Source organism: Nocardiopsis synnemataformans (genome assembly GCF_965343085.1).
GTDB classification, from domain to species: Bacteria; Actinomycetota; Actinomycetes; order Streptosporangiales; family Streptosporangiaceae; genus Nocardiopsis; species Nocardiopsis alborubida.
The window spans coordinates 16268-37714 of the sequence record NZ_CBDRFA010000081.1 but is presented as its reverse complement, the minus strand read 5'-3'; the positions used below and the strand labels follow the sequence as shown (position 1 = coordinate 37714).

The 21447-nt window shown below is 68.5% G+C and carries 12 protein-coding genes; 4 read left to right on the top strand and 8 right to left on the bottom strand.

Annotated elements, in window-relative coordinates; translation table 11 throughout:
• The coding region (locus ACSIH6_RS32795; RefSeq protein WP_435112229.1) for a type I polyketide synthase at positions 1-4546 on the top strand (4546 nt) is incomplete at its 5' end.
• 27 nt (positions 4547-4573) lie between these two features.
• The gene (locus ACSIH6_RS32790; protein WP_435112228.1) at positions 4574-9610 is read left to right on the top strand and encodes a type I polyketide synthase; all 5037 of its coding nucleotides are present in this window, start codon (positions 4574-4576) and stop codon (positions 9608-9610) included.
• A gap of 98 nt (positions 9611-9708) precedes the next feature.
• Here the strand turns inward: ACSIH6_RS32790 and ACSIH6_RS32785 are convergent, their stop codons facing one another.
• The 8 genes from ACSIH6_RS32785 to ACSIH6_RS32750 form a co-directional block, all read right to left on the bottom strand.
• Positions 9709-10503: an AfsR/SARP family transcriptional regulator gene (locus ACSIH6_RS32785; protein WP_435112227.1), complete on the bottom strand. Its 795-nt coding sequence runs from the start codon at positions 10501-10503 to the stop codon at positions 9709-9711.
• Positions 10500-11219 (bottom strand): thioesterase II family protein, encoded by a 720-nt coding sequence (locus ACSIH6_RS32780; protein ID WP_435112226.1) that lies wholly within the window; start codon positions 11217-11219, stop codon positions 10500-10502. The genes ACSIH6_RS32785 and ACSIH6_RS32780 overlap by 4 nt, the downstream gene beginning before the upstream one ends.
• 241 nt (positions 11220-11460) lie before the next feature.
• Entirely contained in the window at positions 11461-11811 is a 351-nt protein-coding gene (locus ACSIH6_RS32775) for a carboxyl transferase domain-containing protein (RefSeq protein ID WP_435112225.1), read from the bottom strand.
• A 381-nt stretch (positions 11812-12192) separates the two neighbouring features.
• Positions 12193-15051, bottom strand: coding sequence for a helix-turn-helix transcriptional regulator (locus ACSIH6_RS32770; protein WP_435112224.1), 2859 nt, complete (start codon positions 15049-15051; stop codon positions 12193-12195).
• Between the two features lie 154 nt (positions 15052-15205).
• Positions 15206-15847 carry a response regulator gene (locus ACSIH6_RS32765; RefSeq protein ID WP_435112223.1) on the bottom strand — a complete coding sequence of 214 codons (642 nt, stop codon included), beginning with the start codon at positions 15845-15847 and terminating at the stop codon, positions 15206-15208.
• Between the two features lie 2 nt (positions 15848-15849).
• Positions 15850-17169 (bottom strand): sensor histidine kinase, encoded by a 1320-nt coding sequence (locus tag ACSIH6_RS32760; RefSeq protein WP_435112222.1) that lies wholly within the window; start codon positions 17167-17169, stop codon positions 15850-15852.
• Between the two features lie 39 nt (positions 17170-17208).
• Positions 17209-18015 (bottom strand): ABC transporter permease, encoded by an 807-nt coding sequence (locus tag ACSIH6_RS32755; protein ID WP_435112221.1) that lies wholly within the window; start codon positions 18013-18015, stop codon positions 17209-17211.
• Positions 18012-18935, bottom strand: a complete 924-nt coding sequence (locus ACSIH6_RS32750) for an ABC transporter ATP-binding protein (protein WP_435112220.1) — start codon at positions 18933-18935, stop codon at positions 18012-18014. The genes ACSIH6_RS32755 and ACSIH6_RS32750 overlap by 4 nt, the downstream gene beginning before the upstream one ends.
• 414 nt (positions 18936-19349) lie before the next feature.
• Here ACSIH6_RS32750 and ACSIH6_RS32745 point away from each other — a divergent pair, with 414 nt between their 5' ends.
• Positions 19350-20072, top strand: a complete 723-nt coding sequence (locus ACSIH6_RS32745) for a DedA family protein (protein ID WP_435112219.1) — start codon at positions 19350-19352, stop codon at positions 20070-20072.
• A gap of 298 nt (positions 20073-20370) precedes the next feature.
• Complete coding sequence (locus ACSIH6_RS32740) at positions 20371-21174, top strand: SAM-dependent methyltransferase (protein WP_435112218.1); 804 nt, start codon at positions 20371-20373, stop codon at positions 21172-21174.
• The last annotated feature ends 273 nt before the right edge of the window (positions 21175-21447 follow it).

The window sequence follows — 21447 nt, the reverse complement described above, 5'->3', positions numbered from 1 at the left end:
CCTCGCGGGCGCACCCGTCGGAGTCTTCGTCGGAATCAATCCTCCGCAATACGGCCTGTCCGTCGAAGAGACCACGGAGAACCTGGAGGGATACCTCGGGACCGGTTCCGCTGCGAGTGTGGCCTCGGGCCGTATCTCCTACACGTTCGGGTTCGAGGGGCCCGCGATCACGGTGGACACCGCCTGCTCGTCGTCGCTGGTGGCGATGCACCTGGCGGTCCAGGCCCTGCGCAACGGCGAGTGCGAAACGGTACTGACCGGCGGCACGTCGGTCATGACCGCTCCGAGAGTGTTCACCGAGTTCAGCCGCCAACGCGGAGTGGCCCCGGACGGTCGGTGCAAGGCGTTCGCGGCGGCGGCCGACGGCATGGGGCTCGCCGAGGGCGTGGGCATGGTCGTGTTGGAGCGTCTGTCCGACGCCCGGCGCAACGGCCATGAGGTGTTGGCGGTGGTTCGGGGTTCGGCGGTGAACCAGGACGGGGCGAGCAACGGGTTGACGGCTCCGAACGGTCCGTCCCAGCAGAGGGTGATCCGTGCGGCGTTGGCGAACGCGGGCCTGGTTCCCGGGGACGTGGACGCGGTGGAGGCGCACGGGACCGGAACGAGTCTGGGCGACCCGATCGAGGCGCAGGCTCTGTTGGCCACCTACGGGCAGGAACGTCCGGAGGGACGTCCGTTGTGGTTGGGGTCGGTCAAGTCCAACATCGGTCACACCCAGGCCGCGGCTGGTGTCGCCGGTGTGATCAAGATGGTCCAGGCGATGCGCCACGGGGTGCTGCCCAGGACGCTCCACATAGACGAGCCCACTCCCGAGGTGGACTGGGAGTCGGGTGCGGTGTCCCTGCTGACCGAAGCGGTGGAGTGGCCCGACAACGGCCGTCCTCGGCGAGCGGGGGTGTCCTCCTTCGGAGTCAGTGGAACCAACGCCCATCTCATCCTTGAGCAGGCGTCCGAGGACGCTTCCGGGCCAGGTGGGCCGCGAAGCGCGGTGAGCTCTGCTTCCGGGGAGGACACCGGTGCACCTCTGGGCCTGTGGGTGGTGTCGGGTCGTTCGGATGAGGCGTTGCGGGCTCAGGCCGGGCGTCTGGCCGAGCACGTGCGCGCGAACCCGGACCTGGACCCGGTGGACGTGGGGTACTCCCTGGCGACCACGCGTGCGCACCACGCCCACCGGGCGGTGGTGACCGGTGCCACGCGCGAGGAACTGTTGGCCGGACTGGACGCTCTGACGCAGAGTCGGGCCGCTGGTGACCTGGTTCAGGGCATCGCCACCGGTCATGGCGGTTCTGGTGGCACGGTGTTGGTGTTTCCGGGTCAGGGGTCGCAGTGGGTCGGGATGGGAGTGGACCTGTATGAGTCCTCTGTGGTGTTCCGGGAGCGGATGGACGCGTGCGCCGCTGCGTTGAAGCCGTTCACGGGTTGGGACCTGTTGGACGTGTTGCGTGGTGGTTCTGGTGCTCTGTCGTTGGAGCGGGTGGATGTGGTGCAGCCCGCTCTGTTCGCGGTGATGGTGTCCCTGGCGCGGCTGTGGGAGGCCCAGGGCGTTGTCCCGGACGCTGTGATCGGGCATTCGCAGGGGGAGATCGCGGCCGCGTTCGTGTGTGGGGCGTTGTCGTTGGAGGACGCCGCGCGGGTGGTGGCGCTGCGCAGCCGGATCATTGGCGAGGACCTTGCTGGGCACGGCGGTATGGTCTCGGTTCCGTTGGCCGTGGAAGAGGCCGAAGGGCTGATCGGACCCTGGTCCGGTCGGCTCGGTGTCGCCGCGGTCAACGGCCCTTCTGCCACGGTGGTCTCGGGTGAGGCCGGGGCGGTGGAGGAGTTCCTCGCTGTGTGTGAGGGGCGGGGGGTGCGGGCGCGGCGGGTGCCGGTGGACTACGCCTCGCACAGTGCGGCGGTGGAGGCGATCCGGGAACGTCTCCTGGAGGACCTGGCTCCGATCGTTCCGCGTTCTTCGCAGGTGCCGTTCTTCTCCACGCTGCGCGACGAGGTGATCGACACCGCCGGTCTGGACGCTCAGTACTGGTTCGAGAACCTGCGCCACCCGGTTGGCTTCCATTCCGGGATCCGAACCCTCCTGGAGTCGGGCCACTCCCTGTTCGTAGAGGTCAGCGCTCATCCGGTGTTGACCATCGGTGTGCAGGAGACCGTTGACGAGGCGGAGGCCGCTTCGGCTGTGGTGGTGCCGTCCTTGCGCCGTGATGAGGGCGGGGCCGGTCGTTTCCTGTCCTCGTTGGGTGCGGCCCACGTGGGCGGCGCGGCCGTGGATTGGGACGCGGTCTTCACCGGTCTGGCCGGGAGCGGTCGTGCTCCCCGCCGGGTGGACCTGCCCACCTATGCCTTCCAACACCAGCACTACTGGATCGAAGACGAGAGGGCCGGTGCGGGCATCGCGGCGGTGCCTCCCGGTGACTCCGTGTTCTGGGAGGCGGTCGAGGGGCGGGACGCGAAGGCCCTGGCCGCGGAGTTGGGGGTCAACGGTGAGGTCCAGTCCTCGCTGGACACCGTTCTGCCCGCCCTGTCGGAGTGGCGCCAGCGTCAGCGGGAGCAATCCACGGTTCAGGGCTGGCGCTACGACATCACGTGGAAACGCTGTCCTGACCCGGGACCGGTACACCTGGACGGGACCTGGCTCGTCCTCTCCACGGAGGCAGCCGGTGACATCGCCCGCGGTGTCACCGATGCCCTGGCACGGAACGGCGTTCGCACGCTGTCCGTCACACCGGACTCCAAACAGAGTGCGGATCCCTCCGCACTGGCCGAACGTCTTCGTGCCGTATTCACCGAGCTGTCCGATGCCCATGAGGAACTCCCTTCCATCAGTGGGGTCGTGTCGCTTCTGGGAATGGACGAGGGGTCGCATCCTGATCATCCGGTGGTGCGGGTGGGGTTGGCCGCGACGGTGAACCTGCTCAGGGCTCTGCCGGAGGCAGGTGTGGACGCCCCGGTGTGGGTGGTGACGCGGGGGGCGGTGTCGACGGGTTCCGTTGATGTGTTGGACAGTCCGGTTCAGGCTCTGGTGTGGGGTCTGGGCCGTGTCGCGGCGTTGGAGTATCCGGAGCGGTGGGGTGGTCTGGTGGATCTTCCCGCGCGGCCGGATGGGCGGGCGCTGGACCGGCTGTGCGCGGTTGTGTCTGGTCTTGATGGTGAGGATCAGGTGGCGGTGCGGGCTTCGGGTGTGCACGTGCGTCGTCTGGTGCGGGCTTCTCGTCCCGCGCCCGGTGCGGTGTGGCGTTCGCGTGATACCGCGTTGATCACTGGGGGTACCGGTGGTCTGGGTGCGCGTCTGGCGCGGTGGCTGGTGGGCAACGGGACCGGTCACGTCGTGCTGACCAGCCGTCGGGGACCGGAGGCTCCCGGGGCCGAGGAGTTGCGAGCCGAACTCGAAGCCCTCGGGGCCCGGGTGACGATCGCGGCGTGCGACGCGGCCGATCGGGAGGCGTTGGCCGGGCTGATGGAACGCGTCGACACCCCGGAGTCGCCGCTGCGCACCGTCGCCCACACCGCGGGCGTGGTGCGTACGGAGACCCTCGCACGGACGAGCCTCGAAGAGATCGCGGACATCTTCTCCGGCAAGACAGCGGGGGCGGACAATCTCGTCGACCTGGTCAACGCCGACACGGTTGACACCGTCCTCCTCTACTCGTCTATGTCGGGCGTCTGGGGTGTGGGAGAGCATGCCGCCTACGCGGCGGCCAACGCCTACCTCGACGCGCTGGCCCACCACTGCCGCGACCGCGGGATACCGGCCACCTCCATCGCCTGGGGCTCCTGGGGAGAGGGCGGCATGATCGACGACGCCGCCGAAGCGATTCTGGGCCGTCAGGGTCTGGTGACGATGTCTCCTGAATCCGCTCTGGCGGGCCTTGCCGGAGCGGTCGGTGAGGATAGGGCGTTCCTCGGTATCGCGGACATCGACTGGGAGCGTTTCACCGCGACTTTCACGGTGAGACGCCCGAGCCCGCTTCTGCGTGATCTCCCTGACGCGCGGGAGGACAAGCCGGGTCCGGATGAGGAAAGGCCCGAGGAGCACGCCCTCATCCAGCGTCTGCTCGGTCTGTCCGAAGACGAGCGGCAGCGCGCACTGGTCGAACTCGTGCGCTCCCACGCCGCTGTCGTGCTCGGGCACGGGTCCCCCCGCGAGATCGCACCGGACCGACCTTTCCAGCAGGTGGGTTTCGACTCGCTCGCCGCGGTCGAGCTCCGCAACCGTCTCAGGAACGCGTCCGGGTTGCGTCTCACCGCGACGGTCGTGTTCGACCACCCCACTCCGACCGAGCTCGCCCAGCACCTCGGCCAGCAGCTCGCCCCCTCGCCGAGGAACGGGAAGGAGGAGCTCCTCAAGGCGCTGCGGAAAATGCACGGAGCGGTTCGGGAGACCTCCCTGACAATCGATGAGCGCGGTGAGGCGATGACGCTTTTGCAGGGAATCATCTCCTCCCTGGACGGACCCGGAGAAGGCGGCGAGACGGCCTCCGTGTCCGTCGTCGAAAGAATCGATTCCGCCACAGACGAAGAGATGTTCAGCTTCATTGACGAAGAACTCTAGGCCGACCTGAGAATCAGAGGATTGACGATGGCGAACGAGGAAAAGCTTCGCAGTTACCTCAAACGGGTGGCCGCTGATCTGCACCAGACCCGCGAGCGCCTCCGCGGTCTGGAGACGGCCATGTCCGAGCCGCTGGCGATCGTCGGTATGGCGTGCCGCTACCCGGGAGGGGTGACCTCTCCGGAGGGGCTGTGGAAGCTGGTCGCCGAGGGCCGGGACGCGATCGCGGCATTCCCCGCGGACCGGGGCTGGGACCTGGACAACCTCTACGACCCCGAGGCCACGACCGCCGGGAAGTCACGCGCCTGCGAAGGGGGGTTCGTCTACGACGCTCGCCAGTTCGACGCGGGTTTCTTCGGAATCAGTCCTCGTGAGGCCTACAGCATGGACCCCCAGCAGCGCCTCCTGCTGGAAACGGCGTGGGAGTCCTTCGAGCACGCCGGTATCGACCCGAACGCCCTGGCGGGTGAAAGGGTCGGCGTCTTCACGGGCGTGACCGACCAGAAGTACTTTCCCCTGTCGGCTGGCCTCCGCGCTGAGGACGGCGACGTTCACCTCCTGACGGGGACCAGCACCAGCGTGGCATCGGGCCGTATCTCCTACACGCTGGGGTTCGAGGGACCCGCGGTCACGGTGGACACCGCCTGTTCCTCCTCGCTCGTCGCCCTGCACCTCGCGGGACACGCCCTGCGCAACGGCGACTGCACCATGGCCCTCGTCGGTGGCGCCACCATCATGGCGACTCCGGTGGCCTTCACCGAGTTCACCCGGCAGGGGGGTATGGCGGGTGACGGCCGTTGCAAGTCGTTCGCCGCCGGTGCAGACGGCACCGGATGGGGTGAAGGAGCGGCGCTCATCCTGGTCGAGCGTCTGTCGGACGCTGAGCGCAACGGCCACGAGGTGTTGGCTTTGGTCCGGGGCTCGGCGGTGAACCAGGACGGTGCGAGCAACGGTCTGTCCGCCCCGAACGGTCCGTCCCAGCAGAGGGTGATCCGGGCGGCTCTGGCGAATGCTGGTCTGGCTCCCGGGGACGTCGACGCGGTGGAGGCGCACGGGACCGGGACGAGTCTGGGCGACCCGATCGAGGCGCAGGCACTGCTGGCCACCTACGGGCAGGGGCGCCCGGAGGACCGGCCGTTGTGGTTGGGGTCGTTGAAGTCCAACATCGGTCACACCCAGAGCGCCGCGGGTGTGGGCGGTGTGATCAAGATGGTCCAGGCGATGCGGCACGGGGTGCTGCCCAGGACGTTGCACGTGGACGAGCCCACTCCCGAGGTGGACTGGGAGTCGGGTGCGGTGTCCTTGTTGACCGAGGCGGTGGAGTGGCCCGACAACGGCCGTCCCCGTCGGGCGGGGGTGTCCTCCTTCGGAGTCAGCGGTACCAACGCGCACGTCATCCTCGAACAGGCACCGGCTGGTGGCGACGTTCACCCCGGTCGTCTGGTTGTCGACAGGGAAGACCATGCCGTGCGTCCGGCCGACACGGAGGGGATCGATGCACGGCCCGGGGTGATTCCGTGGGTGGTGTCGGGGCGTTCGGGCGAGGCTGTGCGTGCGCAGGCGGGTCGGTTGGCCGAGCACGTGCGCGCCGATCCGGATCTGAACCCGGTGGACGTGGGTTTCTCTTTGGCGACCACGCGTGCGCATCATGCCCATCGGGCGGTGGTGACTGGAGCCACGCGGGAGGAGCTGCTGGCTGGTCTGGACGCGCTGGTGCGGGGGCGTGCGGACGCGAGTCTGGTCCAGGGTGTCGCGGGGGCGCCGGGCGGGACGGTGTTCGTGTTCACCGGTCAGGGTGCCCAGCGTGCCGGGATGGGGCGTGAGTTGTATGCCGCCTATCCGGTTTTCGCTAAGGCTCTGGACGAGGTGTGCGGGCGGTTGGACGCGTGTCTGGTCGGGCAGGGGGTGGGTCTTCGGGCTCCGTTGCGTGAGGTGATGTTCGCTCCTGAGGGGGGTGAGCTGGCGGGTCTGTTGGATGACACGCTCTACACGCAGCCCGCGTTGTTCGCGTTCGAGACGGCCCTGTACCGCCTCCTGACTCATCTGGGGATCGCGCCGGACTATCTGATCGGGCATTCGATCGGGGAGGTCACCGCGGCTCATGTGGCCGGGGTGCTGTCGTTGGAGGACGCGGCGTTCCTGGTGGCGGCGCGTGCGCGGTTGATGTCGTCCGCGCGGCGCGGTGGTGCGATGGCGGCCGTCGGCACGACCGAGGAGCGCGTCACCGAGGTCATTGACGCTCTGGGAGTGGCCGGTGTTGTGGGTGTGGCGGCGGTCAATGCTCCGGATGCGGTGGTGGTCTCAGGGGATGTCGAGGCCGTTGAGCGGGTGGTCGCGGAGTTGTCGGGGTCTGGGTGCAGGACGCGGCGGTTGACGGTCAGTCACGCGTTCCACTCCCACCACATGGACGCGGTCCTGAAGGAGTTCGCCGAGGAGATTTCTGGGCTGGGCTACGCCGAGCCCTCGGTCCCGGTCGTCTCCAACCTCACCGGTCGTATCGCCGAGATTGGGGAGCTGTCCGATCCCGGGTACTGGGCGCGGCACATCCGCGGCACCGTGCGGTTCGCCGAGGGGGTCCGCGATCTGCGGGAGCGCGGGGCGGGTGCCTTCGTCGAGGTCGGCCCCGACAGCGCGCTCCTCCATCACGTCGACTCCGTCCTCAACCACCAGGAGCAGGAACAGGAGGCGTATCCCATTCACGACGGCGGGGCCTTCGTGATGGTCTCCGCCCAGCGGCGCGACCGCTCGGAGGCCGTCACCCTGGCCGCCGCGCTGGCCGCCGCCCACACCGGCGGCCTCGGCCTGGACTGGGAGAACGTGTTCGGCGGGCTCTCGCCTCGCAGAGTGGACCTGCCCACCTACGCCTTCCAGCACCAGCCCTACTGGGTCGACGTCGCGGAGGAGTCTCCGGGGTCCGGTGCGGACGTTCCGGTGACGTCCTCCGGCGACGCCGTGTTCTGGGAGGCGGTCGAGGGGCGGGACGCTAAGGCGCTGGCCGCGGAGTTGGGGGTCAACGGGGAGGTCCAGTCCTCGCTGGACACCGTCCTGCCCGTTCTGTCGGCGTGGCGGCAGCGCCAGCGGGAGCGGTCCACCGTCCAGGACTGGCATTACGCCGATGTCTGGGAACCGCTCTCCACCCTGCCCGCCGCTTCGCCCCCGGGAAGGTGGCTGGTGGTGCTTCCGCCGGAGAACGACGAGGGGATCCCCGCTTACCTCGACGCGCTCCGTTCCGGCGGGGCGGAGGTCGTTCCGCTCACGTTAGCGGCCGATGCCGACCGCGGTCATCTGCGCCGCATGATCGACGACGCCGGAGCCGGGGCGTCCGGCTCAGGCCGTCCGATCACCGGTGTCCTGTCCTTCCTGCCCATGGACGAGTCCCCGCTGCCGGGGCACCCGCACGTCCCCACCGGTCTCGCCCTCACCCATGCGCTCCTACTGGCGCTGGAGGACTCCGGAGCCGACGCCCCGATGTGGAGCGTGACCCAGGGGGCGGTCTCCACGGGGGCCGGGGACACGGTGCCCCACCCCTCCCAGGCGCTCGTCTGGGGGTTCGGCCGGGTCGCCGCCCAGGAGTACCCGCACCGCTGGGGAGGCCTCGTCGACCTGCCCGAGGACGGGCCCGATCAGCACACGGCATCCCTGCTGCGTACGGCCCTGGCCGACGGACACGGCGAGGACCAGCTCGCCCTGCGCGGGCCCGGGGTCCTCACCCGACGCCTTCGGCGCCGCCCCCTCCCGTCGGACGGTGCCCCGCCGGAATGGATCCGCGAGGGCACCGTCCTGATCACCGGTGGCACCGGAGCCGTCGCCGGGCACATCGCGCGGTGGCTCGCCCGTAACGGCGCACCGCACCTGTTGCTCGTCGGCCGCAGGGGGCCCGAGGCTCCCGGGGCGACCGCGCTGCGCGAGGAACTCCTGGAGCTGGGGGCCGACGTGACCGTCTCCGCCTGCGATGTCACGGACCGCGAGGCCCTGGAGGAGGTCATCGCGGCGGTTCCCCCGGGCCGCCCGCTCACGGCGGTCGTCCACGCCGCGGCCGTGCTCGACGACGGCCCCCTGGAGACGCTCGGCGCCGACCAGATGGAGCGGGCCCTCGCCGTGAAAGCGGCCGGTGCCCGCAACCTGGACGAGCTCACCCGGGGCATGGGCCTGTCCGCGTTCGTCCTGTGCTCCTCGATCGCCCATCTGCTCGGCGCGCCCGGGCAGGGGAACTACGCTCCGGGGAACGCCTACCTCGACGCACTCGCCCGGAACCGCCGGTCCCGAGGGTTGCCGGCGACGTCCATTCCCTGGGGCGCGTGGGACGAAGGGGGGATGGCCGAGGCGGCGATCGGCGACGGCTCACGCGGCCACGGGATGGCGCGTATGGCGCCGCCACTGGCGACACAGGCGTTGCAGCAGGCGCTGAGAAGCGGTGAACCGGTCGCGGTGATCGCCGACATCGACTGGGAGAGGTTCTACCCGGCCTTCACCGCCGTCCGGCGAGGCAAACTGCTCGAACGCATCCCCGGGGTGCCCATGCACGACCGCGCTTCGGCCGAGCCCGAATCGGACGCCGCCCTCCTACGCGAGCGTCTCGCCGCCGCTGGTGAGGGTGAGCGCGATCGCCTCCTCGGAGACCTGGTCCGCACCCATGCCGCCGCCGTTCTCGGCCACGCCTCCGCTGACGCCGTGGAGGAGGGGCGGGCCCTCATGGAGGTCGGCCTCGATTCGGTCATGGCGCTGGAACTGCGCAACCGTCTCTCCTCCGCGACGGGGACCCGTCTTCCCGCCCCCGTGATCTTCGACCACCCGACGCCGCGTGCCCTCGCCCGCCATCTCAAGGGGTTGGTGGTTCCCGGCACCGAACGGTCGGACACGCTGCCGACACAGCTGGATCGGCTTCAGTCCGCCTTGGAGAACGCCTCGTCCGCCGACCTCGACCGCGACGGTGTGACCGCCCGTTTGCGTACCCTCCTGCGGATCTGTGACCGGGGACGTGACGAGACGGGTGGCGGGGTGGACGCCTCCAACCCTGACGAGCTGTTCGCCCTCATCGACGACGAGTTCGGTGACGGGCTCTGAACCCCGGCAGCCGGGGACCGGCGTGCCCTCAGGCCACATGGCCTGAGGGCACGCCGATCCGAGGGTGTCCAGTGGGCGATACGAAGACCCGGGCGGGGTCAGGCGATGGCCCAGTGTTCCGTTTCCGCCCCGTACCGCTCGACGCCTTCGGTGTCGGCGGTGAGGATGGCGTGCTGGAGGTCCTGGAGAGCCTGTCCCGGCTCCAGGCCCATCTCGTCGTGGAGTCTCTTGCGAGCCATGTGGTAGACGTGCAGTGCTTCGGCCTGGCGTTCGGAGCGGTAGAGCGCCAACATGAGCTGGCGGTGGAACGTCTCGCGCAGCGGGTGCTCGGAGATGAGGGCGAAGAGCCGTCCCACGACCTCCCTGTGCCTTCCCAGCCTGAGGTACGTGGCGATGAGCTCTTCCGAGCACTCCAGCCGCGCCTCCGTGATCTGAGCCACGAATCCGTCGATGATCGGTCCGTTCCCGAACTCGGAGAGTGCGGGGCCGCGCCAGAGCGCCAACGCCCGCTCGAACGCCTCCAGCGCCTTTTCGTGGAGTTCCGCGCCGACGTGTGCGCGGCCCCGGGCGGTCAGCTCGTTGAAGACGTCGACGTCGGTCTCGTCACCGCCGAGCCGCAGGAGGTACCCCGGGGAACGGGTCACCACCGGTGAGTCCGGTCGCTCCGGACTCCTCAGGGACTTGCGGAGTTGGGAGACGTACACGTGCAGGCCGGCCGTCGCCCGGTTCGGGAGGCGGTTCCCCCACAGTTCGGTGATGAGCTGTTCGGAGGTGACCACCTGGTCGGAGCGGATGAGCAGGGCGGCGAGGAGCGTTTCGACCTTGCGTGAGTCGAGGACGGAGAGAGCGCCGTCATCGTTCAGTCTCAAAGATCCGAGAAGTTCGTATCTCATCGGTTTCTCCCTTGGGACGAGGCGCTTACGGTGTGGCTGAGCGCCGAAGTGATGGTCGCCGCAACCTCGGACCGGTTCGCGTCGAGGAAGAAGTGCCCGCCGGGGAAGACACGGATGTCGAAGCCGGACACGGTCTGTTCCCGCCACGCCGAGGCCTCCTCGACGGTGGTGCTCGGATCGGCGTCGCCCACCAGCGCGGTCAGGGGGCACTCCAACATCGGGGCCGGGTCCCAGGTGTAGGTCTCGATGGCGGTGTAGTCCGCACGGAGCATCGGGAGGATGATCGCGCGCAGCTCGTCATCGTCGAGGAACCTCTGGTCGGTACCGCCCAGTCGGCGGATCTCGGTGATGAGGCCGGTGTCGCCGCGCCGGTGGATCTCCTCACGCCGCGGACGCGAGGGTGCTCTCCTCCCGGAGACGAAGAGGTGGACCGGCACGCCTTCGCCTCGTCGCTGAAGCCGGCGTGCCACCTCGTAGGCCAGGATCGCTCCCATGCTGTGCCCCAGGAACGCCGTCGGCTTTTCGGGGGAGAGGGAGACGGCCTCGCAGATCCGCTCAGCGAGTTCCGAGATGTCGTCCACGCACGCCTCGTTCCGGCGGTCCTGGCGGCCGGGGTACTGCACGGCATGGACCTCGACCTCCGGCGCCAGCTGCTTGGAGAGGGGAAAGTAGGAGGAGGCGGAGCCGCCGGCGTGCGGGAAACACAGTAGTCGCACGGCATCGGCCGGTGCCGTGTGGAAGCAGCGCGTCCACGTTCTCGTTGTGTTCTCTGCCGAAGCCATGGATATCCCTTTTGGTCTCGAAGGGTGCGCGGGAGAAACCCGGACGGGGCGCCGGACGGGCCTGGGTGCCGGGTGAGGTGGTGGGTCGGGTCCTGGACCACTACGAGGTGGATCGCAGCCTGGCTGCGACGGGCATGGGTTTCGTGGAAGAACGGCGCCTGGGCACAGACCCCCTTCAGAAGGGGATGCTGCTGTGCCGTCCTCGGAGCTGGGAAGCGGCGGCGAGCGCCGTGGAGATCCTCTGCCGGGTGTGCTCGGGTGCGATAACCGCGTCCACGGCACCCGGGGAGACCGCTTGGGTGACACCTCCGGCGGTTCGCCCGCGCGCCTCGTTCAGCGTCGCCCGGAGTGCCTCGCGATCCTGCTCCGGTGCCTTGGTGAGACGCTCGCTACGGAGGATGTCGACGGCCGCCTGCGCCCCCGTCACCGCTGTTTCCGCTCCCGGCCGACCCCGGGAAGAACGCCGTGACTTTGCTGCCGCTGGTCGAGCCCCGCGCGGCGACGACGCCGGGCTCGTCCCTCCCACGGAACAGCGGGAGCGAACCGTGGTCCGGAAGGGCGGACAAACGGATCACGTTGACCGTTCGTACCGGCCGGAAATGTGATCTTCTCCTGTAACACTGAGATCCCCACTCGTTGTTTGGGCGTCTACCAGAGGCACACTGGTGACAATATGGGCATCTCGTGCTATAACGCACCCCTAGGGCACCCCTAATATCTGTTCTCAATCGTTAGAAGGGGCCTGGGATGCGGAGTCCTGGAGCATCTGGGGTGTCGTGTCAGGAGAAGGTCAGCGGCGTTGGGTCGGAGGGTTCTCCGAGGATACGGCGTCGCGGGGAGCGGTAATGGCTGCCGCTGGTCCGGCGGCAGCGCTTTCTGAGGAACAGGGGCAACCGCTGGCCGGTTTTCAACCGACCTGGCATTCACCTCCGGACATGACCGGTGGTGCGTCCGACTGCAACTTCCCTCGCAATTCGGTGCGGTGTCTCGTCTTGAGCTTGCGGTATACCCGTGTGAGGTGCTGTTCGACCGTGCTGACGGTGATGAAGAGTTCCTCGGCGATCTGCCGGTTGGAACGTCCTGCCGAAGCCAGCTGCGCGACCCGTCGTTCGGCCTCACTGAGTCGATCGAGCAGGTGTCCGGTGGTCGTGGCGGAGGTACCCACGGCACGGGGGCCGCGAGACACCACCTGCCATGAGGGACCCGGGCTCGCATGGACCGGGACACCGCAGAACTCGGCCAACCGCTGGGCCGCGGCTCCGTACTCCTGAGCGGTTTCCACGTCCCCGAGAGCCCGGTGCGCGCGGGCCGACGCGACCACGGTCTGGAACAGCTCGTAGCGGTCGTGGCCGGCCTGGAGCGCGTCGGCGGCCTCTCGGAGTATCGCTGTCCGTTCGGCGAGGTCGCTGCTCTCCGCGAGCACACGGAGCGCCGCTCCCTGAGTCAGCGAGTCGTTGGGGCCGATGCGGGCGAGTTGTTTGTACACCAGCTCACGCGCCTCCCGTAGCGCTCCCGAGGCCAGGAGGGCCTGGGCGGCGTCGACCCTCCAGGGTAGGACGAAAGGCTTGTCCAACCGCCACCTCTCCAGCAGCTCACCGCATGTGCGGAAGTCTCCGAGGGCCGCCTGGTGTCGCTCGGTAGCCGTGTGGTAGCGACCGCGAGCGCGTAGGTACCGCACTCCGAACAGGGTCTGCAGCATCGTGTCCGGTACAGGTGTTCTCAGATGGGACTCGGCTTCCCCCAGACATCCCCTCGCGGTCGCGGATTCCACGGCTATGGCGAGGGGGAGGCCGATCGCCACTCCCCAGTCCGATACCGGGACGAGCGCCAACGCCTCACGCGCCGACGCCGAAGCGTCCGTCATGCGTCCCTGGCGGGCTTGCACATCAGCGTGGATCGCCGACAGCAGCGCTCGCCAGAGTCGACCGCCACGCTTCATGGTCGCGTCGGCCAGAGCACCGCACCACGAGTCCGCCCTGTCGACGCGGCCCAGGTAGATCAGCGTGTACAGGCAGGTCGCCGCGGCGGATACGGATCCGTCGTCCCGGGACGCCCCCTGAAGTACCTGTTCGGCGATCATCAGTGTCTTCTCGTCGGCCTGCCCGGTGAGCGCGCTTTCCAGTGCGGCGATCGCGTTGTGCTCCTCCAACGCGCGCACCGACTTCATGGCCGCCTGAAGGGGAGGTGACGGATGCGGACGTAGACGGTCGCGGAGTTCGGGGAAGAAGGCGCACAGCCACAGGCGCCGGGAGTGCCCCCTTCTCGGATCGCTGGTGTGATGGGGGAGTTTGCGGGCCGGGCCGCGCGGACCGTCGGCCTGTTCCGTCACGGCGACGGCTTCCTCCATCTTCCCCTGCCAGGCGAGGTAGCCCAGAAGCTCGGTGACAGCGCGTTCGTCCAGACGCCCTTCCGCGGAGTGCCTGATGAGTTCGGGGACATGGCGCACGGCGGTGTTCGGGGTGTCCCACCATTCAGCGCGGGCGAGTGCGGCCTGGAGCCTCGCACGCTTGAGTGTGTCGCCGGGACAGTCCGCCAGGGCACGTCTGAGGTAACGGGCCGTGAGTTCGAGATCGCCGCTCAGGAGGGCGTGCTCAGCCGCGCTCTCCAAGGCTGCGACGGCCCAAGGCTCCAAACCGTGGTCGGCCAGGACCAGGTAGCGCGCGACGACCTCCGACGGCCGCGCGAGCTCGTGCAGCACCACGGCGGCCCGCCTGCGGACGTCGATGCGTTGCGAGGAGCTCATCCCCTCCAGCACCGCGTTCCTGAGGGAATCGGAGCGAAACCGGTTCCCGGCGAGTAACCCGACCTCGTTCAGCACACCCACGACTCTGCTCATCGATGCGGTGTCGTTCCTCAGGAGCGCTTCGAGCACAGGCGTGTCGGCGTCCTCACCCAGGACCGCCAGAGCCCCGGCGAACCGCACCATCGACGCCCCGCATCGTTGCAGGCAGTCGTGAACGGCTTGGACGAACGCACTGCCCGCCGACACCTCGCGCGGCTCTTCGCCCACAGCCGGGAACTCGGCGACTCGTCTCTCCTGGTCCTCCAGCAGTGCCCGGACCAGTAGCGGATTACCGCCGCTCATGTTCCACAGCTCCGTAGCCAGGGCAGCTGCCCGTCCTCCCAGCCGGTCGGCGGCGATGCGGGCGGTTCCCTCCGCGGAGAGCGGAGCCAGAGCCAAGCGTCGGCTGTGTCCGAAGGTCAGGAGCTCTGAGCGAAAGCGGAGGTAGTCCTGCCGCGGGCGCCTGTCAGCGGCGACGAGCACCATGATCCTGCTCGTGTGGATCCTGCGGACCAGGTAGAGCAGGAAATCCAGTGTGGGAGCGTCGGCCTGGTGGGCGTCGTCGACGGCCAGTACGAGAGGTCCGCGCGCGGACAGCGCGATGAGCACCCCGTGAAGCCCTCTCAGTACTTCTGGAGGTATACCACCGCGAAGCCCGGGCGAAGGGCTGGTCGCGGACGAGCCCGCGGAGAGCAGCCGGTCAACGCGTTCCATCGTTTCGCCGGAGAGTTCGGCGGCCTCGAAGAGTTGGGTCAGAGTTCCCAGAGAACAGGTGCGCTCAGCCCTTGAAGAGAAGGAGGACAGGAAGGATCCTCCACTTTGGACGACTCCTTGTGAGAAGTCCGCCAGGAGAGAGGTCTTTCCGAGGGTTGGTGCGCCCTCGACGATGACGGCGCTTCCCTGTGTCTCCTGCAGGCTGGAATAGATTCCGTTGAGAATGGAAAGTTCATGGTTGCGCTCAACGAGAGGCATGATGCACTCCATACTTTCCCGTGGTCATGGAATGGCGTTCCGTGCTTTCGTTCTGCTGCAGGGGGATGCTGGTCTTCTCTTGTGGGGGAGGGCCTGTGGTTTGTGGTGTTCGGTGGATCAGGATCAGCGTGCGGATATGTCGGGAACCGTGAGTTCGGATGGATGGTCAGGCCCAACCGGCCTCATGGGCGAGAATGGCCGCCTGAACCCTGTTGTTCATCTTGAGCTTTCCGAGGATCCGGGAGACGTGGGCCTTCACGGTTCCCTCCTGCATGTTCAGTGCTTTCCCGATCTCCGCGTTGGACATCCCCCGGGCGACGGCGACCAGGACCAGCCGCTCCCGCTCGGTCAGCGCGTCCAGCCGGTGGGCGGCGGAACCGGTGTCGGGAGCCGCGGCGAACCGCTCCAGCAGTCGGCGGGTGACGCTGGGAGCCAGCATCGCGTCACCGTTGTGGACCGTGCGCACCGCGGTGATGAGTTCGCGCGCGGGGGTGTCCTTGAGCAGGAACCCGCGGGCACCCGAGCGCAGTGCCCGGTGCACGTACTCGTCCATGCTGAAGGTGGTCAGGACCACGACGGCCGGCGGACGGGGGAGCAGCGTCAGCTCCGCGGCCGCGGTCAGCCCGTCCATCCCGGGCATGCGGATGTCCAACAGGATGACGTCGGGCTCCAGGGTCCGCGCCAGTTCGACGGCCTCGGCCCCGTCTCCCCCCTCCCCGACGACCTCGATGTCGTCGGCGTTGCGCAGGATCATCCTCAGACCCGAGCGGACCAGCTCCTCGTCGTCGACGAGTACGACCTTGATCACCCTCACTCCTTCGTTTCGGTTCGACTGCGCTCCGGAAGGCCCTCTTCGGTGCCGTTGTCCGGAACGGGGGGTGCCGTCGCTAACGGAAGTGTGGCGCGAAGCTCCCAGACCCCGTCGGGCAGGGGGCCCACCACCAGTTCGCCCCCTGCCAGTGCCACCCGCTCGCGGAGACCGGCCAGCCCGTAGCCGCTCTCCGGCAGGGGAGCACGCGTCGGACTGTCCACCAGCTCGTTGACGACGGTCACGAGGACGTCGGTGCGCCGGTGGCGGACATGGACGCGGACCGGTCCTCCCGAGGCGTGCTTGCCGGCGTTGGTCAGCGCCTCCTGCACGATCCGGTAGACGGTTCGTTCCAGCCGGGGCTGCGGTCCGGACGGCGTGCCCGTGGTCTCGAGCCGCACGTTCATACCCGCGGTCCGCCACTGTTCGACCAACCGGTCGAGGTCGGCCAGTATCGGTTGCGGAGCCATCGGTACCGGGGACTCCGCACCGCCGTAGAGCACTCCCAGGACCTCCCTGAGCTCTGACAGCGCCTCGCGCCCGATACCGCTGATCTGTTCCGCCGAGCGGGCCAGCTCCTCGTCTTCGGCGGAGAGTTCGATTCCTCCGGCGTGCAGGACGATGAGACTCACCCGGTGAGCGACGACATCGTGCATTTCCCGGGCGATCCGTGTCCTTTCCGCGGTGACCGCCCGCTCGGCCATCAGCTGTTGTTCGTGCTCGAGCCGTTCGGCCCTGTCCCGCAGGCTCTCCAAGAGCCTCTTCCGCGTGCTCTTCCACAGCCCGAGACTGAGCGGGGTGACGAAGGTGACCAGGGCCATGGTCAGTACCGACCAGCTCGGGGGAGTACCCCACAGGCCGACGGTGAAGGCGGCCAGCGCCGCCATGGTCCAGACGGCCAGCTTCCTGCGGTCGGTGTTCCAGGCCGCATAGCTGTACAGGGCCAGGGCGGTGGGCACGATGTTGGTGATCAGCGCCAGGAGCGCGACCCCTGTCCCCAACAGCCATTCCGGTCGGCTCCGCCGGTACAGCACGGCCAGGGAGACGGCACCGGGCACGAGCACGAAAACGCCCAGGGCGACGGGCCAGTGGTCCACGGCCATCACCGGACTGTGCGATCCCTCGACTAGGAGCCCCGGAACCAACCGGAAGAGGAGGCCCGAGACCACGGGACCGGACCCGACCCCTTCCCCCGGTTCGTGCAGGCCGCCGGGGGCGAACGTGAGCAGTGCGACCAGCGGAAAGCAGACGATGGCCAGGAGCCGGTCGACGGCGCGAAGGCTCAACGGGCTCCGCCACCACGCCACGGGTTCCACCGCCATGTTCTCCCCAGGACTTCCCATCAGGCTGTTCTTGACCGGTCAGACGTCGCGGAGGCGCAGCACGGCGTACGCGACCGCAAGGAGTACGGCGGTGAACGCCGCCATCACACCGAAGCCGAGCCAGGGAGCCAGGCCGTCGGGACCGCTGAGCACGATCTGTAGTCCGGCGTTGGTCGGCCAGTAGAACGACAGGAGTTCCGACCACCCCTCCGGCAGTGATTCGAACATCGACGGCACGATCAGTACCCCGCACACCAGGACGACGATCGCTCCGGCGGTCCAGCGGACCAGGGTGCCCACCGCCAGGGAGAGCAGGCCGAGCAGCACCATGTACAGACCCGCACCGAGGACGGCGCGCACCACCTCCGGGTCGGACAGGTGCAACGACGTGAACGCGCCGACCTGCCGCCCGTTGAACGATGTCTGTCCGACGAGCACCATACCCAGCGCGGCCACGATGCCCGCGACGAAGGACAGCGACGACACCACCACGGCCTTGGCCGCCAGCAGCCGCCCCCGGCGCGGGACGGCCGTCACGCTCGTCTTGATCGTTCCGGTGGCGTATTCACTGGTCATCGCCATGCTGCCGAGGACCGCTATGACCAGTTGGGCGATGAGCAGTCCGTACAGGGACAGGGTCAGCGAGGACACCCCGAGCTGGTCCTCCGGCGGCAGCGAGGCGTACTCCTCCGCGGCGCCCGAGGTGAGGACGAAGCTCATCACCGCGCTCGCGGCGACGAAGCCCAGCAGTCCCACGGTGGTGACCTGGAGGGTACGCAGCTTCGTCCACTCCGAGAGCAGTACGTCGTGAAAGCCGGCGCGGATCGGCGCGGTGCCGGTGGTCATCGTGTAGCCCCTTCTCCGGTCCTGTACTCGGTGTGGTCCTGCGTCATGGCCATGAACACCGCTTCCAGGGAGGTGCTCTGCGGAGTGAGTTCGGTCAGCACCGCACCCGTCGCGGCGGCGACCGAAGCGATTCTCGCCGCCTCCATGCCCGAGACCAGCAGGGCGCCGTCGGGGTGCTCGGCGACCTGCGCGCTCTCACGGGCGAGCTGGTCGGTGAAGGCCGGGCAGGTGGGGGAGGCGATGCGGACGAGGACGGCTCGCGCGCCATGGCGGTCGAGGATCTCGTCCGTGGGCACGTCGGCCAGCAGGCGTCCTCTGCCCACCACGATCAGCCGGTCGGCGATCTCGGCCATCTCGGCCAGCAGGTGGCTGGAGACCAGGACGGTGCGTCCCTCCGCGGCCAGTCCCCTCAACAGGTGACGGATCCACAGCATGCCCTCGGGGTCGAGGCCGTTGACGGGTTCGTCGAAGAGCAGCACCGGAGGGTCTCCCAGCAGAGCGGCGGCGATCCCCAGCCGCTGGGACATACCCAGGGAGAACGTGGCGACCCTCTTGCGCGCCGCGGCTTCCAAGCCGACCATGTCCAGCACCTCGTCGACCCGGCGCCGACCGATGCCGTTGCTCTGGGCCACGCACAGCAGATGATCACGAGCCCTGCGGTTCTGGTGTACGGCCCGGGCGTCGAGCAGTGCGCCGACCTCGCGCAGCGGTGCCGGCAGGTCCACGTAGCGGTGTCCGTTCACCCTCGCCGTACCCGAAGTGGGCCTGTCCAGCCCCAGTACCATCCGCATGGTCGAACTCTTCCCGGCCCCGTTGGGACCGAGGAACCCGGTCACGTGTCCGGGGTCGACGGTGAAGGTGAGATCGTCGACCGCCGTTACGTCACCGAACCGCTTGGTCAGGCCTCGTGCCTCGATCACCTTTTCTCCTCTGCGTCGTATTGCTGACAAAGCGACCCCGGTGCCGTGAAGACCTCCTCGATATCGTTCGGGGTGCCGAGGACCAGGCTAGAAGCGGTCGAGGCCGTGTGGCATCAGCCTGGATGCCGATTTCGGGGTAAGCGATCGGCCATGTACGCGGGAACCGATGTAACTTTCGTGCAGGGTCGGGAGGTGCGGCCCGGTCGAACTCAACGAAAGTTCATACCGGGATGGAGGATGGATTCATCGGAGGGGTTTTCTCTCATCCATCCTCCATGTCGAACTCCTCATGGAGACGGAGGTGCGCCGCCGATACGGAAAATAGCCTTTCCGTGTGCCCCGAGACGGGGCGCGTCGGCGGCGGTTTCCTCGTGAGGGCGCCGCGGATTCCTCGAACCACGTGCAAGGAAGCTCATGATTTCTCCTGCCCTGACGGTGGCGCCGCTCAGCGCGGCCACCCCGGCGCCCGTCGAGGAGTACGAAGGGTTCATCGGCTGGGTCCTGAGCCTGATCTCCACTCTGGGGGAGGTGGGAGTCGGTCTGGCCCTCGCCATCGAGACGCTCTTCCCGCCGGTGCCCAGCGAACTCATCCTGCCGGTCGCCGGCTACCTCGCCTACTCCGGGGAGATGAACTTCACCCTTGCCCTGTTCTGCGCGACGGTCGGCTCGATGGTCAGTGCGTGGATCTTCTACGCCGTGGGCGCCGTCTTCGGGCGGGAGCGCACCCGGTGGCTCTTCGAGAAGGCGCCCCTGTTCGAGGTGGAGGACTTCGACCGGGGCGAACGCGTCTTCGCCCGCTGGGGCGGTGTCGCCGTCCTCGTCGGCCGGTGTATTCCGCTCGTGCGCAGCGTCATCTCGGTTCCCGCCGGAATCGAGCGGATGTCGATGTGGAAGTTCTCGCTCTACACCCTGGTGGGCAGCGTCGTCTGGAACACCCTCTGGATCGGCCTGGGCTTCGCCTTCGGTCCGCAGATCGATCCCATCCTGACCCAGTACAGCAGTCTGCTCAGCAGGGCCGTCGTCGTGGTCATCGGTCTGCTGTTCGCGTGGTTCGTCGTCTCCCGCACCGTCAGGATCGTGAGGAAGCGCAGGGCGTCGGCGGAGGCGACCCGTGCCACCGATCGCACCGTCTCCTGAGAGGTGCGCCAGGCCGCGTGCCGGGGCGACTCCACCGTGTCCCCGTGGAGCCGTTCCGGTGCGCGGCCTGCTGTGGGGCCTCTCCGCACCGGCAGCCTGATGCACGGCCCGACCACCGAGCCAGGTCGCCCAAGGGCTGGGGTGAGGAGAGAACCCCACCGGCTTCCGGAGGACACAGGTGCTCCGGAAGCCGGTGTCCTGTGCGGAGGTGGGGAAGGTCGGGGCCGACAGACCCTGGTCCAGGGGATCGGCGTGCCCTAGGTTGGCCGCACAGAACGGTCGACATGTGAAGGACCCCATGGCCACCCCCTCCCCTGAACAGCCTCTGGACGCCTCCGTGCCGCACTCGGCCCGGGTGTGGAACTACTGGCTGGGCGGCAAGGACAACTACCCCGCCGACCGTGCCGTCGGTGATCAGATCCGCGATGCCAACCCGATGATCGCCGAGATCGCCCTCGCGCAGCGCGCCTTCCTCGTGCGCACGGTCCGCCACCTGGTCAGCGAGGCGGGCATCGACCAGTTCCTGGACGTGGGCACCGGACTGCCCACCGCCAACAACACCCACGAGGTCGCCCAGGCTCTCAACCCCGCCGCCCGCGTGGTCTACGTCGACCACGACCCGCTCGTGCTCACCCACGCGCGCGCCCTGCTCACCGGAACCCCCGAGGGCGCCACCGACTACGTCGACGCCGATCTGCACGCGCCGGAACGGATTCTCCAGGCCGCGGCCAAGACGTTGGACCTCTCCCGCCCGATCGCCCTGGTGATGCTGGGGATCACCGCGCACGTGGTCGAGGACGGCGAGGCCTACGCCGTCGTCGGACGCCTTATGGACGCCTTGGCCCCGGGGAGCTTCCTGGTGCTGTGCGACGACACCAACGTCATCGCCCCGGCCGAGATGGACGAGATGATCCGGCAGTGGAACGAGGCGGGCGAGAACCCCCGGATCAACCGCACGCCCGAGCGCATCGCCGGGTTCTTCGACGGGCTGGAACTCCTGGAGCCGGGCGTGGTCTCGGTGACCCAGTGGCGTCCGGACACTGCCGAGATCGGTACGGTCCGGCCGCTGGACGACTTCGGGGGAGTGGGCCGCAAGGGGTAGCGGTCAGCTTCCCGCCTTCCGCTGTCACGAACCTGTGTGATCCCGGCACGTGTACTGACCACTGAGGTTGGTAACACCCACCCCACTTGACACAAGCGAAGAGGGCTTCCGGTATCGGTGTGGATCGCGACGTCTACACCAAGCACCAGGAAGCCCTCGATGGTGTGTCCTGCGTTTTTCGGAGTCGGATTTCTGGATCCTGGGACCACGTGACCCTTGGAGGAGGGCATCGTGGGACGTCGTGGACACCCCGCCGGGTATCGCGGTGATGGC

Excerpts from the sequence above, each read along its gene's own strand:
- ACSIH6_RS32770 (WP_435112224.1), bottom strand. The coding sequence starts at position 15,051 with ATGGAGTGCATCATGCCTCTCGTTGAGCGCAACCATGAACTTTCCATT.
- ACSIH6_RS32740 (WP_435112218.1), top strand. The coding sequence starts at position 20,371 with ATGGCCACCCCCTCCCCTGAACAGCCTCTGGACGCCTCCGTGCCGCAC.
- ACSIH6_RS32785 (WP_435112227.1), bottom strand. The coding sequence starts at position 10,503 with ATGAGATACGAACTTCTCGGATCTTTGAGACTGAACGATGACGGCGCT.
- ACSIH6_RS32745 (WP_435112219.1), top strand. The coding sequence starts at position 19,350 with ATGATTTCTCCTGCCCTGACGGTGGCGCCGCTCAGCGCGGCCACCCCG.
- ACSIH6_RS32760 (WP_435112222.1), bottom strand. The coding sequence starts at position 17,169 with ATGGCGGTGGAACCCGTGGCGTGGTGGCGGAGCCCGTTGAGCCTTCGC.
- ACSIH6_RS32790 (WP_435112228.1), top strand. The coding sequence starts at position 4,574 with ATGGCGAACGAGGAAAAGCTTCGCAGTTACCTCAAACGGGTGGCCGCT.
- ACSIH6_RS32755 (WP_435112221.1), bottom strand. The coding sequence starts at position 18,015 with ATGACCACCGGCACCGCGCCGATCCGCGCCGGCTTTCACGACGTACTG.